This is a genomic window from Pseudomonas sp. GW821-FHT09H03 (genome assembly GCF_059415945.1).
This window is the reverse complement of the sequence record NZ_JBWKOF010000002.1, coordinates 1-15,625: the sequence shown is the minus strand read 5'-3', so window position 1 is coordinate 15,625 and position 15,625 is coordinate 1. Positions and strand designations below refer to the sequence as shown.

The 15,625-nt window shown below is 59.8% G+C and carries 12 protein-coding genes; 10 read left to right on the top strand and 2 right to left on the bottom strand.

What is annotated here, in order from left to right:
* Window positions 1-71 precede the first annotated feature (71 nt).
* The 9 genes from rpsF (at window position 72) to AC07OG_RS02750 (ending at window position 13,556) form a co-directional block, all read left to right on the top strand.
* A complete protein-coding gene (rpsF, locus tag AC07OG_RS02790) occupies window positions 72-494 on the top strand; it encodes a 30S ribosomal protein S6 (RefSeq protein ID WP_003217491.1) in 423 nt (140 codons plus the stop codon).
* 28 nt (window positions 495-522) lie between these two features.
* Window positions 523-753 carry a 30S ribosomal protein S18 gene (rpsR, locus tag AC07OG_RS02785; RefSeq protein WP_002551829.1) on the top strand — a complete coding sequence of 77 codons (231 nt, stop codon included), beginning with the start codon at window positions 523-525 and terminating at the stop codon, window positions 751-753.
* A gap of 36 nt (window positions 754-789) precedes the next feature.
* Entirely contained in the window at window positions 790-1,683 is an 894-nt protein-coding gene (locus AC07OG_RS02780) for a YybS family protein (protein ID WP_218424312.1), read from the top strand.
* A 19-nt stretch (window positions 1,684-1,702) separates the two neighbouring features.
* Window positions 1,703-2,149 carry a 50S ribosomal protein L9 gene (gene rplI / locus AC07OG_RS02775; protein ID WP_008035347.1) on the top strand — a complete coding sequence of 149 codons (447 nt, stop codon included), beginning with the start codon at window positions 1,703-1,705 and terminating at the stop codon, window positions 2,147-2,149.
* A 121-nt stretch (window positions 2,150-2,270) separates the two neighbouring features.
* On the top strand, window positions 2,271-3,668 hold the full coding sequence (gene dnaB / locus AC07OG_RS02770) for a replicative DNA helicase (RefSeq protein ID WP_060542752.1): 1,398 nt from the start codon (window positions 2,271-2,273) through the stop codon (window positions 3,666-3,668).
* Window positions 3,669-3,931: 263 nt separating this feature from the next.
* Entirely contained in the window at window positions 3,932-6,235 is a 2,304-nt protein-coding gene (locus tag AC07OG_RS02765) for a YgiQ family radical SAM protein (RefSeq protein WP_060542753.1), read from the top strand.
* Window positions 6,236-6,815: 580 nt separating this feature from the next.
* Entirely contained in the window at window positions 6,816-10,091 is a 3,276-nt protein-coding gene (locus AC07OG_RS02760) for a transglutaminase family protein (RefSeq protein ID WP_495066164.1), read from the top strand.
* An 88-nt stretch (window positions 10,092-10,179) separates the two neighbouring features.
* Window positions 10,180-12,666: a circularly permuted type 2 ATP-grasp protein gene (locus tag AC07OG_RS02755; protein WP_495066163.1), complete on the top strand. Its 2,487-nt coding sequence runs from the start codon at window positions 10,180-10,182 to the stop codon at window positions 12,664-12,666.
* A complete protein-coding gene (locus tag AC07OG_RS02750; RefSeq protein WP_495066162.1) occupies window positions 12,666-13,556 on the top strand; it encodes a transglutaminase family protein in 891 nt (296 codons plus the stop codon). The genes AC07OG_RS02755 and AC07OG_RS02750 overlap by 1 nt, the downstream gene beginning before the upstream one ends.
* Window positions 13,557-13,802: 246 nt before the next feature.
* Here AC07OG_RS02750 and AC07OG_RS02745 read toward each other — a convergent pair whose 3' ends face one another.
* Together AC07OG_RS02745 and AC07OG_RS02740 are read right to left on the bottom strand one after the other, a co-directional pair.
* Window positions 13,803-13,982: a hypothetical protein gene (locus AC07OG_RS02745; RefSeq protein WP_060542756.1), complete on the bottom strand. Its 180-nt coding sequence runs from the start codon at window positions 13,980-13,982 to the stop codon at window positions 13,803-13,805.
* A 68-nt stretch (window positions 13,983-14,050) separates the two neighbouring features.
* The gene (locus AC07OG_RS02740) at window positions 14,051-14,638 is read right to left on the bottom strand and encodes a cytokinin riboside 5'-monophosphate phosphoribohydrolase (RefSeq protein ID WP_495066161.1); all 588 of its coding nucleotides are present in this window, start codon (window positions 14,636-14,638) and stop codon (window positions 14,051-14,053) included.
* A gap of 344 nt (window positions 14,639-14,982) precedes the next feature.
* Between AC07OG_RS02740 and azu the strand changes: the two genes are divergently transcribed.
* Window positions 14,983-15,429, top strand: coding sequence for an azurin (azu, locus tag AC07OG_RS02735; RefSeq protein ID WP_017336273.1), 447 nt, complete (start codon window positions 14,983-14,985; stop codon window positions 15,427-15,429).
* The last annotated feature ends 196 nt before the right edge of the window (window positions 15,430-15,625 follow it).

Below are 15,625 nucleotides of genomic sequence, written 5' to 3'. Positions count from 1 at the left end.
AGTCCATAAGTGTCATTCACTCCTTGTCTGACCGCTTTTGAGCGGCAGGCTACAACCCGTAAGGAGCATTCATGCGTCATTACGAAATCATCTTTTTGGTCCACCCGGATCAAAGCGAGCAAGTCGGCGGCATGGTTGAGCGTTACACCAAGCTGATCGAAGAAGACGGCGGCAAAATCCACCGTCTGGAAGATTGGGGCCGTCGTCAACTGGCCTACGCAATCAACAATGTTCACAAGGCTCACTACGTGATGCTGAACGTTGAGTGCACTGGCAAGGCCCTGGCCGAGCTGGAAGACAACTTCCGCTACAACGATGCAGTGATCCGTAACCTGGTCATCCGTCGCGAAGAAGCCGTTACCGGCCAATCCGAGATGCTCAAGGCTGAAGAAAACCGCAGTGAGCGCCGTGAGCGTCGCGACCGTCCTGAGCACGAAGGCGCTGAAAGCGCTGACAGTGATGACAGCGACAACAGCGATAACGCTGACGAGTAATCCACGGACCTTTTAAGGAGCCTATCAAATGGCACGTTTCTTCCGTCGTCGTAAATTCTGCCGCTTCACCGCTGAAGACGTGAAAGAGATCGATTACAAAGATCTCAACACTCTGAAAGCCTACGTATCCGAGACCGGCAAAATTGTTCCAAGCCGCATCACCGGTACCAAAGCTCGTTATCAGCGTCAGCTGGCCACCGCTATCAAGCGCGCCCGCTTCCTGGCCCTGCTGGCCTACACCGACAGCCACGGCCGCTGAGACCGGGCAGTCGACACGTAGCAAAGGATTGAATGTATGCGTGCCTTAGCTGAGTTCATCATGCGGGGCCGTATGCAGGCCACTCTCGTAGTGGCTGGATGCGCGGCATTGCCGCTGTTGTATTGGTTGGGTGCTGCCGCTGGATGCCTCGTGCTCCTGCGGCGCGGATTGAAGGACGCCCTCGGCGTTCTTGCTCTGGGACTGCTGCCGGCATTGATCTGGTGGCTTTACTCCGACGACCCACGGGCACTTCTGGTGCTGCTGGGGTCTGCGAGCCTTGCGTTGGTTTTGCGCGCAAGCGAGTCCTGGAACCGCGTGCTGCTGGTCAGCATAGCGATGGGAGTGGTGTTTGCAGTGGTGCTGGGGACAGCTTTTGCTCCCCAAATCGAGATGCTGGCGCAGGCTTTGATAAAAGTCATGCCGTCGCTACTCGGTGATGTCTACCAGAAGTTGTCGGTAGACGAGCAAGCGCATTTTGCGTCCCTGATTGCACCAGTCCTGACCGGCCTTATTGCGGCCTTGTTGCAAATCGTCAGCTTGTTGAGCCTGCTTGTCGGGCGCTACTGGCAGGCGTTGTTGTACAACCCGGGTGGATTCGGTCGCGAGTTTCGCGCCATCCGTATCCCGCTTGTGCCGGCGATGTTGCTGCTGGCGTGCATGCTTCTGGGGCCGAACTTCGGTCCGCAGATGGCCATGTTGACGCCGTTGTGCAGCGTACCGCTGGTGTTCGCCGGGCTGGCCCTGATTCACGGGCTGGTGGCGCAAAAGCGACTGGCCAGGTTCTGGCTGGTGGGGTTGTACGTAACGCTGTTGCTGTTCATGCAGCTGATCTATCCGTTGCTGGTGGTCCTGGCCATCGTCGACAGCCTGATTGATTTTCGCGGTCGTCTGGCGCCGAAAGACGCCGATAACGCGAACGGTGAAGGTTAAAAGTTAAGAGGATTTTCACATGCAACTGATCCTTCTGGAAAAAGTCACCAACCTGGGCAACCTGGGTGACAAAGTGAACGTTAAGGCTGGTTACGGTCGTAACTACCTGCTGCCTTACGGCAAAGCTACCGCTGCGACCCCAGCCAACCTGGCTGCGTTCGAAGAGCGTCGCGCTGAGCTGGAAAAAGCTGCAGCAGACCGTAAAACGTCGGCTGAAAGCCGCGCTGCCCAACTGGCCGAGCTGGAAGTGACCATCACTGCCACCGCTGGCGACGAAGGCAAGCTGTTCGGTTCGATCGGTACTCACGACATCGCTGATGCACTGACCGCCTCTGGCGTTGAAGTTGCAAAAAGCGAAGTTCGTCTGCCGAACGGCACCATCCGCAACGTAGGTGAGTTCGACGTGGCCGTGCACCTGCACGCCGAAGTTGAAGCCACCGTACGCGTTGTCGTGGTAGCAGCTTAAGCAACACCTGTCGGCTGGCACCCGCGGGTGCTTGCCGGTAACATCGGGCACGATCCTGTTTACAGGTCGTGCCCTTTGTCTTTCTGGCATCCCCGTTTCTACATCCTGATTCCAAGTGGCCATGAACGAAATCTCCGCTCCCGAGCAATACGATCTGCAAACCGCCGCGCTGAAGGTACCGCCACATTCCATCGAGGCCGAACAGGCCGTACTCGGTGGTCTGATGCTGGACAACAACGCCTGGGAACGCGTGCTCGATCAAGTCTCCGACGGCGATTTCTATCGACATGACCACCGTCTGATATTCCGTGCGATCGCCAAACTGGCCGATCAGAACTCCCCGATTGACGTCGTGACCCTGTCCGAGCAACTGGACAAGGAAGGTCAGACCTCGCAGGTCGGCGGCCTCGGTTATCTCGGTGAACTGGCGAAAAACACTCCGTCTGTCGCCAACATCAAGGCCTATGCGCAGATCGTCCGCCAGCGCGCGACATTGCGCCAACTGATCGGCATCAGCACCGAGATCGCCGACAGCGCCTTCAACCCGGAAGGTCGCACCGCCGAGGAGATCCTCGACGAAGCCGAGCGTCAGATCTTCGCGATTGCCGAGGCCCGGCCGAAAACCGGTGGCCCGGTGGGCGTGAACGATCTGCTGACCAAGGCCATCGATCGCATCGACACGCTGTTCAACACTGACAATGCCATTACCGGTCTGTCCACTGGCTATACCGACCTTGATGAGAAGACCAGCGGCCTGCAGCCGGCTGACCTGATCATCGTCGCCGGTCGTCCATCGATGGGTAAAACCACCTTCGCGATGAACCTGGTGGAAAACGCCGTACTGCGCAGCGACAAGGCAGTTCTGGTGTATTCCCTCGAGATGCCAGGCGAATCGCTGGTCATGCGTATGCTGTCGTCTCTCGGCCGGATCGACCAGACCAAGGTGCGTTCCGGTCAGTTGGAAGATGACGACTGGCCGCGCCTGACCTCGGCGGTCAACCTCCTCAATGACCGCAAGCTGTTCATCGACGACACCGCCGGTATCAGCCCGTCGGAAATGCGTGCGCGTACCCGGCGTCTGGCGCGTGAGCACGGTGAGATCGGCCTGATCATGATCGACTACCTTCAGCTGATGCAGATTCCAGGTTCCGGCGGCGACAACCGAACCAACGAGATTTCTGAAATCTCGCGTTCCTTGAAGGCCCTGGCCAAGGAATTCAACTGCCCGGTGGTGGCACTGTCCCAGCTCAACCGTTCCCTCGAGCAGCGGCCGAACAAACGCCCGATCAACTCCGACCTCAGGGAATCCGGAGCGATCGAGCAGGATGCCGACGTCATCATGTTCGTGTACCGGGACGAGGTGTATCACCCGGAGACCGAGCATAAAGGCATCGCCGAAATCATCATCGGCAAGCAGCGGAACGGCCCGATCGGCTTTATCCGCCTGGCCTTTATCGGTAAGTACACCCGATTCGAAAACCTGGCGCCGGGTAGCTATAACTTCGATGATGACGAATAACTGTTGATGCAGGGCCTCTGTGGCGAGGGGGCTTGCCCCCGCTGGGCAGCGAAGCGGCCCCTGTTTTCCCTCTGTTAAGCCATTGACGACTGCTTCGCAGCCGAACGGGGGCAAGCCCCCTCGCCACAGGTATTTAATTGGTCTGTGGAATTTGCACTGAAGTAGCTCCCACCAATTTCCGACCACAGCCGTCGGAATTGGTCAAAATTTGTGCTATATTCCGCGCCCGCGAAATTCAATGAAAGCCAACACCGGTTATCGACATGCAAGCAGCCAAGCCGTTATTTGACTATCCCAAGTACTGGGCCGAATGTTTCGGGCCAGCGCCATTCCTGCCCATGAGCAGGGAGGAGATGGATCAGCTCGGCTGGGATTCCTGCGACATCATCATCGTCACTGGTGATGCCTACGTCGATCATCCGTCGTTCGGCATGGCAATCATCGGCCGGCTGCTGGAGTCCCAGGGCTTCCGCGTCGGGATCATTGCCCAGCCTAATTGGCAGTCCAAAGACGACTTCATGAAGCTCGGTGAGCCGAACCTGTTCTTCGGTGTCGCGGCCGGCAACATGGACTCGATGATCAACCGTTACACCGCCGACAAGAAAATCCGTTCCGACGACGCTTATACCCCGGGCGGCATGGCGGGCAAACGTCCGGATCGTGCCAGCCTGGTGTATAGCCAGCGTTGCAAGGAAGCCTACAAGAATGTGCCGATCGTCCTGGGTGGCATCGAGGCCTCCCTTCGCCGCATTGCGCACTACGATTACTGGCAGGACCGGGTACGCAACTCGATCCTGATCGACGCCTGCGCCGACATCCTGCTCTACGGCAACGCCGAGCGGGCGATTGTCGAAGTCGCCCAGCGTCTGTCGTTTGGCCACAAGATCGAAGACATCACCGACGTGCGCGGCACCGCGTTCATCCGTCGTGATACACCCAAGGACTGGTACGAAGTCGACTCCACGCGTATCGACCGTCCGGGCAAGATCGACAAGATCATCAATCCGTATGTGAACACCCAGGACACCCAGGCCTGCGCTATTGAGCAGGAGAAGGGGCCGGTCGACGATCCGAGCGAAGCCAAGGTCGTGCAGATCCTGGCCAGCCCGAAGATGACCCGCGACAAGACCGTGATTCGTCTGCCATCGGTCGAGAAAGTCCGCGGTGACGCGGTGCTGTACGCCCACGCCAACCGCGTGCTGCACCTGGAAACCAACCCGGGCAATGCCCGTGCGCTGGTGCAGAAGCATGGCGAAGTCGACGTCTGGTTCAACCCGCCGCCGATTCCGATGACCACCGAAGAAATGGACTACGTGTTCGGCATGCCTTATGCGCGTGTACCGCACCCGGCTTACGGCAAGGAAAAGATTCCGGCCTACGAGATGATCCGTTTCTCGGTGAACATCATGCGTGGCTGTTTCGGTGGCTGTACTTTCTGCTCGATCACCGAGCACGAAGGGCGGATCATCCAGAACCGTTCCGAAGAGTCGATCATTCGCGAAATCGAAGAGATTCGTGACAAGGTGCCGGGTTTTACCGGCGTTATTTCCGACCTCGGCGGCCCGACCGCGAACATGTACCGCATCGCCTGCAAGACGCCGGAAATCGAATCTGCGTGTCGCAAGCCGTCCTGCGTGTTCCCGGGCATCTGCCCGAACCTGAACACGGACCACTCGTCGCTGATCCAGCTTTATCGCAGCGCCCGTGCCTTGCCGGGTGTGAAGAAGATCCTGATTGCTTCCGGCCTGCGCTATGACCTCGCGGTCGAGTCGCCGGAATACGTCAAGGAGCTGGTGACTCACCACGTCGGTGGTTACCTGAAGATCGCCCCGGAACATACCGAGGAAGGTCCGCTCAACCAGATGATGAAGCCGGGCATCGGCAGCTATGACAAGTTCAAGCGCATGTTCGAGAAGTACACCAAGGAAGCGGGCAAGGAGCAGTACCTGATTCCGTACTTCATCGCGGCCCACCCGGGTACTACTGACGAAGACATGATGAACCTGGCCCTGTGGCTCAAGGGCAATGGTTTCCGTGCCGACCAGGTGCAGGCGTTCTACCCGTCGCCGATGGCCACCGCCACCGCGATGTACCACTCGGGCAAGAACCCGCTGCGCAAGGTCACCTACAAGAGTGACGGCGTGACTATCGTCAAGAGTGAAGAGCAGCGCCGTCTGCACAAGGCGTTCCTGCGTTATCACGATCCGAAGGGCTGGCCGATGCTGCGTGAAGCGCTGACCCGCATGGGCCGTGCCGATTTGATCGGGCCGGGCAAGAACCAGTTGATCCCGCTGCACCAGCCGTCCACTGACAGCTACCAGAGCGCCCGTCGCAAGAACTCGACGCCGGCCGGCAGCCATAAGGTTACCGGGGAAAAGACCACCAAAATCCTGACCCAGAACACTGGCTTGCCTCCGCGCGCCAGCGATGGCAGTAACCCGTGGGACAAGCGCGAACAGGCCAAGGCGGCGGCATTTGCCCGCAATCAGCAGGCGGCCAAGGAGCGCAAGGATGCAGCCAAGGGCAAAGGCCCCAAGCCTGCGCGCAAGCCAGTAGTACCGCGCTGACCGCCTTCCCCCTCACCCCAGCCCTCTCCCCCAAGGGGGCGAGGGGGAAAGGGAGCCGATCTCCATGCCTTTCGGAACCTGAGTTCGACTTGAGCTCTCAGGTCGCAGGTTTTCGACCAGGAGAGTCCATCTCCATGCTTTTCGTAGCCTGAGTTCGACTTGATCCTCAGGTCGCAGGTTTTCGACCAGGAGAGTTCATCTCCATGCTTTTCATAGCCTGAGTTCGACTTGATCCTCAGGTCGCAGGTTTTCGACCAGGAGAGTCCATCTCCATGCTTTTCGTAGCCTGAGTTCGACTTGATCCCTCAGGTCGCAGTATATCGACCAGACCACTCGGTCAGTCCCCTCTCCCTCCGGGAGAGGGCTAGGGTGAGGGAGCAGACTCAAGCCGGACGCAAAGTCCGAAGCCCCCGCAGCCAACCCTTCGCCACATTAACGTGCAACTGCCTCAAACCAATTCCCCGCATCGCCCGGTTTTGGTGCTGTACTGCCTTCAGCAACCGGAGAAAGCGCCAGCACCACTGGATGGCATAAGTCTTGCGCGCTTTCCGATACGCTTAAGGCTCGCAGGAGGCACGCCGTGTCGATTCATGTCGCATTGCACCATGTCACGCACTATCGCTACGACCGCTCCGTCGAGCTTGGCCCGCAGATCGTTCGTCTGCGCCCGGCGGCCCACAGTCGCACGCGCATTCTGTCCTATGCGCTGAAAGTGTCGCCCGAGCAACACTTCATCAACTGGCAGCAGGACCCCCAGGGCAACTACCTGGCGCGTCTGGTGTTTCCGGAAAAAACCGATGAACTGCGGATCGAGGTGGATCTGCTGGCGGAAATGGCGATCTTCAACCCGTTCGACTTCTTCCTCGAACCTTATGCCGAAAAAATTCCGTTCACCTACGCCACAGACGAACGCAAGGAATTGTCGCCCTACCTGGAAACCTTGCCACTGACGCCGAAATTCCAGGACTACCTGGACGGCATCGATCGCACGCCGCTGCCGGCGGTGGATTTCCTCGTGGCGCTCAATCAGCGTTTGAGCGAAGACATCGATTATCTGATCCGCATGGAACCGGGTGTGCAAACGCCTGAGCATACCCTCACTCAGGCTTCCGGCTCTTGCCGCGATTCGGCGTGGTTGCTGGTGCAATTGCTGCGTAATCTCGGGCTGGCGGCGCGCTTCGTCTCCGGTTACCTGATCCAGCTGACGGCCGATGTCAAAAGCCTCGACGGACCGTCCGGTACTGAAGTCGACTTCACCGATTTGCACGCCTGGTGTGAGGTGTATTTACCCGGTGCCGGCTGGATCGGCCTGGACGCGACATCCGGGCTGTTTGCCGGTGAAGGGCATATCCCGTTGGCCTGTAGTCCCGATCCGTCCTCAGCGGCACCGATCAGTGGCCTGGTGGAACCCTGCGAGTGCGAGTTCAGCCACGAAATGTCGGTGGAGCGGATCTGGGAAGCGCCAAGGGTCACCAAACCCTACAGCGAAGAACAGTGGCTGGCGATCCAGGCTCTGGGCCGGCAGATCGACGCCGATCTCCTGGAAGGTGATGTCCGCCTGACCATGGGCGGTGAACCTACCTTCGTCTCCATCGATGATCCGGACGGCGCCGAGTGGAACACTGCCGCACTGGGCCCGGACAAGCGTCGACTGTCTGCCGAATTGTTCCAGCGCATGCGCCGGCGTTATGCACCCCAGGGTCTGGTGCACTTCGGCCAGGGTAAGTGGTACCCCGGTGAGCAACTGCCGCGCTGGTCGCTCAATTGCTATTGGCGCCGCGATGGTGTGCCGATCTGGACAAACGGCGCACTGATTGCCGATGAGCAACAGGACTACGGTGCCGATGGCGAGCTGGCCGGGCGTTTTCTGGCGAGTGTCGCCGAACGCCTGAAAATTCCGACACGTTTTGTGTTTCCGGCCTACGAAGACAATTTCTATTACCTCTGGCGTGAGGGAGCATTGCCGCAAAACGTCAGCGCCGAAGACTCCCGCCTGGAGGAACCGCTGGAGCGCGCGCGTTTGCGTAAAGTCTTCAGTCAGGGGCTGGACAAGGTCATTGGCCAGGTCCTGCCACTGGCACGCACCGCCAAGGGTGATCAATGGCAAAGCGGTCGCTGGTATCTGCGCGACGAACACTGTCGCCTGGTGCCTGGTGATTCGCCGTTGGGCTATCGCCTGCCACTGGCTTCGCAGCCGTGGGTAAAAGCGGCGGAGTATCCGTTCATCCACCCGCAAGACCCGAATCAGGACTTCCCGCCACTTCCGGATACCACACAATCTCAGAATCAGGGATCGGCAGCCGTTACCGAAGACCGGGTGCCAAAAATCGACGAGTCCGCCGACTGGCTGACCCGAACTGCCTTTTGTGCCGAGGCACGGGAAGGGCGCCTGTACCTGTTCATGCCACCGCTGGAACGGGCTGAGGATTACCTCGAACTGGTCGCTGCGATCGAAGCCACCGCTGAAGAGCTGCATTGCCCGGTGTTGCTGGAAGGCTACGAGCCGCCGAGCGACCCGCGCCTGAGCAATTTCCGTATCACCCCCGATCCTGGTGTGATCGAGGTCAACGTACAGCCGTCCGCCACGTGGGACGAGTTGGTCGATCGCACTGAGTTCCTCTATGAACAAGCGCGCCAGACCCGACTGACCACCGAGAAATTCATGATCGACGGGCGTCACACCGGCACCGGCGGCGGTAACCATTTCGTATTGGGTGGTGCGACGCCGGCGGACTCGCCGTTTCTGCGCCGGCCGGACTTGCTGCGCAGCCTGATCAGCTACTGGCACAACCATCCGTCTTTGTCCTACCTGTTCTCCGGCCTGTTCATCGGCCCGACGTCCCAGGCGCCGCGTGTCGATGAGGCGCGTAACGATGCCTTGTACGAACTGGAGATTGCCTTCGCCCAGATGCCTGAGCCGGGGGAGGAATGCCCGCCGTGGCTGGTCGACCGGTTGCTGCGTAACCTGCTGATCGACGTGACGGGCAACACCCATCGCGCCGAGTTCTGTATCGACAAGCTCTATTCACCGGACGGCGCGACCGGGCGCCTCGGTTTGCTTGAGTTGCGTGCCTTTGAGATGCCGCCCCATGCTCGCATGAGCCTGGCTCAGCAGTTGTTGTTGCGGGCGCTGGTCGCACGGTTCTGGCGCGAGCCTTATGCGCCGGCGAAGCTGGCGCGCTGGGGCACGGAGCTGCACGACCGCTTCCTGTTGCCACACTTTATCGAGCAAGATTTCGCCGACGTCATCGTTGATCTCAACGCCGCCGGTTATCCCGTGCGGGCCGAGTGGTTTGCAGCGCACCTGGAATTCCGCTTTCCCAAGGTTGGCGATTACGCCGTCAATGGTATTGCGCTGGAGTTGCGTCAGGCGCTTGAACCCTGGCATGTGCTGGGCGAGGAGGGCGCGGTCGGTGGCACGGTGCGTTATGTGGATTCATCCCTTGAACGTGTGCAGGTAAAGCTCAGCGGCCTGCCGCCCCAGCGTTATCTGCTGACTTGCAACGGCAAACCCGTGCCGCTGCAACCAACCGGGCGGGTCGGCGAATTTGTCGCGGGCGTGCGTTTTCGCGCTTGGCAGCCGGCCAACTGTCTGCAACCGACCATACCGGTCCACGCGCCTTTGGTGTTCGACCTGCTCGATACCTGGATGCAGCGTTCGCTGGGTGGCTGCCAGTACCACGTTGCCCACCCGGGCGGACGCAACTACGACAGCTTGCCGGTGAACGCCAACGAAGCCGAGAGCCGGCGGATGGCACGTTTCTTCCGCATCGGACATACGCCAGGAAAACTGGCGATACCGAACGTTGAAATCAACGACGAGCTACCGCTGACCCTCGATTTACGACGTTTTTAGACCGTACGCGACGTCCGGATTTTTCGTCTATCCGGGCGTCATGAGCCTGCGTTAGTCTGACTGTTCATTGCTGTCTGCCGAGCACTCCATGCCTGACCTGCTAGACCGCTACCCGCTGACAGCGGGCACCTATCACGAACTGCTCGACGACAGTGGCGCCGTGCGTGCGCACTGGCGACGTCTGTTTGAGCAATTGCAGCGCAGCACGCCGGCGCAACTGGTGCAGCGTCAGGCACTGCTGACCCGGCAGATCCAGGAAAACGGCGTGACCTACAACGTCTATGCCGACCCCAAGGGCGCTGACCGGCCGTGGGAACTGGATCTGCTGCCCCATGTGATTGCCGCTGATGAATGGGGGCAGTTGTCCGCCGGTATTGCGCAGCGGGCGCGGCTGCTCAATGCGGTTCTGGCCGATCTGTACGGTCCGCAACGTTTGATCGCTGAAGGCCTGTTGCCGGCCGAGCTGGTCTTCGGCCACAACAACTTCCTCTGGCCCTGTCAGGGTATCAAGCCGCCGGATGGCGCTTTTCTGCACCTGTATGCAGTCGATCTGGCGCGCACCCCCGATGGCCGCTGGTGGGTCACGGCGGACCGGACCCAGGCACCGTCGGGCGCTGGTTATGCGCTGGAAAACCGCACCATCGTGTCCCGAGCCTTCCCCGAGCTCTACCGTGACTTGAAGGTGCAGAATCTGGCCGGATTTTTCCGGACGTTGCAGGAAACCCTGGCACGACAGGCTCCGGGCGATTCTGATGCGCCTTTGGTGGTGCTGCTGACGCCGGGGCGCTTCAACGAGAGCTATTTCGAACATCTCTATCTGGCGCGGCAGCTCGGTTATCCGCTGGTCGAAGGTGGTGACCTGACGGTGCGCGATGCCACGGTCTACCTGAAAACACTGAGCGGGTTGCGCCGGGTCCACGCGATCATGCGCCGGCTCGACGACGACTTCTGCGACCCCCTGGAGTTGCGCACCGACTCGGCACTCGGCGTGCCCGGCCTGCTCGAAGCCGTGCGACAGGGGCGGGTGCTGGTGGCCAATGCCCTCGGCAGCGGTGTGCTGGAGTCGCCGGGACTGCTCGGTTTCCTGCCCAGGATCAACCAGTTCCTGTTCGGCGAAGAATTGATCCTGCCTTCCATCGCCACGTGGTGGTGCGGTGAAGCGCCGGTGCTGGCCCAGGCGCTTGAAAAACTTCCGGAGCTGTTGATCAAACCGGCGTTTGCGTCCCAGAGCTTTTCCCCGGTTTTTGGCCGTGATTTAAGTGAAGAGCAGCGTCAATCCCTCGCCAAGCGCATGCAGGCGCGGCCATACGCTTATGTTGCGCAAGAACTCGCGCAGTTATCCCTGGCGCCGATCTGGCAAGCTGAAGACGGTCAACTGCAACCACGTGCCATTGGCATGCGCGCGTATGCGGTGGCCAGCCGCGAGGGTTATCGAGTCTTGCCCGGTGGCTTGACCCGGGTCGCCGCCCAGGCGGATGCCGAAGTGGTGTCGATGCAACGCGCAGGCGCAAGCAAGGACACTTGGGTGCTCGGTGATCGCCCACCCAGCGGTGAACAGTGGAAAGCCCAGCGCAACATCGGTGTACGCGATCTGGTGCGGCGCGATCCGTACCTGCCCTCGCGGGTGGTGGAAAACCTGTACTGGTTTGGCCGTTATTGCGAACGCTGCGACGACAGCGCGCGGTTGCTGCGCATCATGCTGACGCGCTATGTCGATGGCGATGACCCGCAAGCCCTGCAGTCGGCGGTCGAGCTCAGCGAACGGCTGATGTTGTTACCCGATGAAGGCGAGCTGCCGGAACGCTTGCTGGTGGCGTTACTCGGTGATGACTGGCCGTTCAGCCTGCGCACCAATCTGCAACGTCTGCAGTGGGCCGCCTCTCAGGTGCGCGGCAAGCTCTCGCGGGAAAACTGGCAGGCGCTGGTAGAGTTGCAACGCGACGCCCTCGAGTTGGAAGCTGAAGACCCGGATTTCGGCGAGTTGCTGGATTTTCTCAACCGCCTGGTGATGTCTTTGGCGGCACTGTCCGGTTTTGCCCTGGATGACATGACCCGGGATGAGGGCTGGCGTTTCCTGATGATTGGCCGGCGAATCGAGCGACTGCAATTTCTCTGCGCCAGCCTGGCGGCGTTCCTGCGTGGTGCCGGGGCCTTCGATCAATCCAGTCTGGAGTGGCTGCTGGAACTGGGTAACAGCAGCATTACCTACCGCTCGCGGTACCTGGCAGTGGCGCAATTGATCCCGGTGTTCGACCTGCTGCTGCTGGACGAAGAAAACCCGCACGCGGTGCTGTTCCAGTTGAAACTGGTGACCCGTACGGTCAAGCGCCTGAACGACGACTTTGGCGCTGCGCGCGAAGCGGTGCTGCCAGCCCTGGTGGAGCGGCTGGCGCGCTTCGACCTGGGCTGTCTGGAACACTCATTGTTCGGCGATGCCAGCGTCCGGGCTGCCATAGACGGGCTGGCGGGGTTGCTGCAAGAGATTGCCGACGCCAGTGGACACGTATCGGATCGTCTCGCGTTGCGGCATTTCGCGCATGTCGATGATGTCAGTCAACGTACGGTGTCTGTGTGATGAGTGCCCGCTACCAGATTTTCCACGACACCCATTATCACTATGACAGTCCGGTGTCCCTCGCCCAACAACTGGCCCATTTATGGCCACGGCCTTGTGCCTGGCAGCACTGCGTCAACCAGCAGTTGCAGATCAGCCCGGATCCCACTTCCCGCCGTGATGAACTGGATGTGTTCGGTAATCCAGTGACGAGGCTGGCATTCGAGCGTCCCCATGATGAGTTGCTGGTCAATGCCAAACTGACGATCGAAGTGCTGCCCCGACAGATAGCGGATTTCCACCTGTCCCCGGCGTGGGAAGAAACGCGCAGAGTGCTGACCTACAGCGGCCAGGCACTTTCCCCCGAACTGCTCGAGGCCTGCCGGTACCGGTTCGAATCACCCTATGTGCATCTAAAGCGGAATTTCGTCGAATTCTCGGAAAGTTGTTTTCCGGCGGGCAGGCCGTTATTGCTGGGTGTGCAGGCCCTCATGGAGAAAATCTTCAGCGAATTCACTTTCGATGCCGAAGCGACCCAGGTGGCAACACCACTGGTGGAAGTGCTGGAGCGCCGCCGCGGAGTCTGTCAGGACTTCGCTCACCTGATGCTGGCCTGCGTACGTTCCCGGGGGCTGGCGGCACGCTATATCAGCGGCTACCTGCTGACCCAGCCACCACCGGGCCAGCCACGAATGATCGGCGCCGACGCGTCCCATGCCTGGGTCTCGGTGTTTTGTCCGGTTCAGGGCTGGGTGGACTTTGATCCGACCAACAACGTGCAACCGGCGCTGGAACACATCACCCTGGCCTGGGGCCGGGACTTTTCCGATGTGTCGCCGTTGCGCGGGGTGATATTGGGCGGTGGCAATCACGACCCGGAGGTGCGGGTCACCGTAATGCCGCTGGAATAACGCAGATCCGCTGTGGGAGCCAGCGTTATGGTGAGGGGGGCTTTTGTGGTCAGGGGCTTTTGTGGCGAGGGGGCTTGCCCCGCTGGACTGCGCAGCAGGCCCAATACCAAAAAGCTCAATGGGTAAGATAGAACCCGAACCCGGATATGGGGGGGGGCGCTTCGCGCCCCAACGGGGGCAAGCCCCCTCGCCACAAAGCTGCCAAGCCTGGACGCAGATTGATCAGGTCATCCGGCCCGGAGGTTCTCAGGCGTCGGGCGCCTGATCTTTCGGTGCATCAACATCGTCTTCTGCCGCCACTTCACCCTCAGGGTTCAGTGCGGTTTCTTCAGCTGAAGCTTTCTTGCGCTGAAGCTTTTCCTCTTTCTTCTGCTCCTTGGCCAAGTCTCTCTGACGTTTGGCGAAGGAATAATTAGGTTTAGCCATGGGCGATCCTCTTGGGTCGAAGGTGAGGTTGAGCGGCGCATATTCTGCCCTGTATCGATGCCCAGCCGTTAGCTGGGTTTTTGCTCGATCCACTTTGGCACCACTGTCGGCTGCCAGGCATCCAGTTCATCAAGCAGCGATTGCGGCGATTCGCTCACTTGCAGCATGTCACGGTGCGGTTCGCGAACGAAGCCTTCGCCGACGATATGATCGAGAAAAGACGTCAGTTTGCTGTAGAAACCGTTCACTTCCAGCAGCCCCAGCGGCTTGCCGTGGTAGCCAAGCTGGCCCCAGGTCCAGACCTCGAACAGCTCTTCCAGAGTGCCCAGCCCACCTGGCAGAGCGATAAAGGCATCGCTGAGTTCGGCCATCCGCGCCTTGCGCGCATGCATGCCATCGACCACTTCCAGGCGGGTCAGGCCTTTGTGGCCGATTTCCTTGTCCATCAGGCTTTGCGGGATGATGCCGATTACTGCACCGCCAGCCGCCAGCGCCGCATCAGCGACGATGCCCATCAGGCCCACGGCGCCTCCGCCGTAGACCAGGGTCAGGTTGCGTGCAGCCAGGGCCTGACCAAGGGCCACGGCGGCTTCACGGTAAGCCGGGTTGGTGCCGGTGCTGGCGCCGCAAAATACACAAACGGATGTTAAAGACATGCCTTGCTCCTGGGTCGATCAGGGGCACAGAGTAAAGGCAGGCGCGCGACGCTCCAAGGGCTAAACTTCCCGTTCAGGCGTTTGATGGGTACCACTGGCGCCGCAGGCGTAGGCGGCGAGCAAGCTGCACAACAAGCTGTTGATGGACATGAGCGGTACTCCGGTTCAGAGATGACGCCCTGATGATAGAGCCGGACCAGACGCTTGGCCGGTAGATTGTCTGCATCGGGCTAATAGCTCAAAAGTTGTATACAATTTTTGATTCAAATCATAGGAACTTGCGAAGATTTCAGGCAGTCTTCTGTGCATTCGCGTTTTCGATAACCCTGCCTTGGAGATTCACCATGTTTGCCAAACTTGTTGCGGTATCCCTGTTGACACTGGCGAGCAGCCAACTGATGGCTGCCGAGTGCAAGACCACCATTGACTCCACCGATCAAATGTCCTTCAACACCAAGGCCATCGAAATCGACAAGAGCTGCAAGACGTTCACCGTTGAGCTGACCCATTCCGGCAGCTTGCCGAAAAACGTCATGGGTCATAACTGGGTGCTGAGTAAAGAAGCCGACATGCAGCCGATCGCCACTGACGGCCTGGCGGCCGGTATCGACAAGAACTACCTGAAAGAAGGCGACGCGCGCGTCATCGCTCACACCAAGATCATCGGCGCCAAGGAAACCGACTCGGTGACCTTCGACGTGTCGAAGCTGGATGCGGCTGAAAAATACGGCTTCTTCTGCTCGTTCCCGGGCCACATCTCGATGATGAAAGGCACTGTGACCCTCAAGTAATTTGAAGTACCGCGGTTCATCGAGGGCAAGCCACGCTCCCACAAGTTTTTTGATCAATACAAATCACTGTGGGAGCGGGCTTGCTCGCGAAGAGGCCGGTAGCATCCGAACAGGCACCGTGTCTAGTCCTGAAATAGGTTTACACCTGTTTCAGTCTCAAAACGCCCGATGCACTGCATCGGGCGTTTTGTATTTC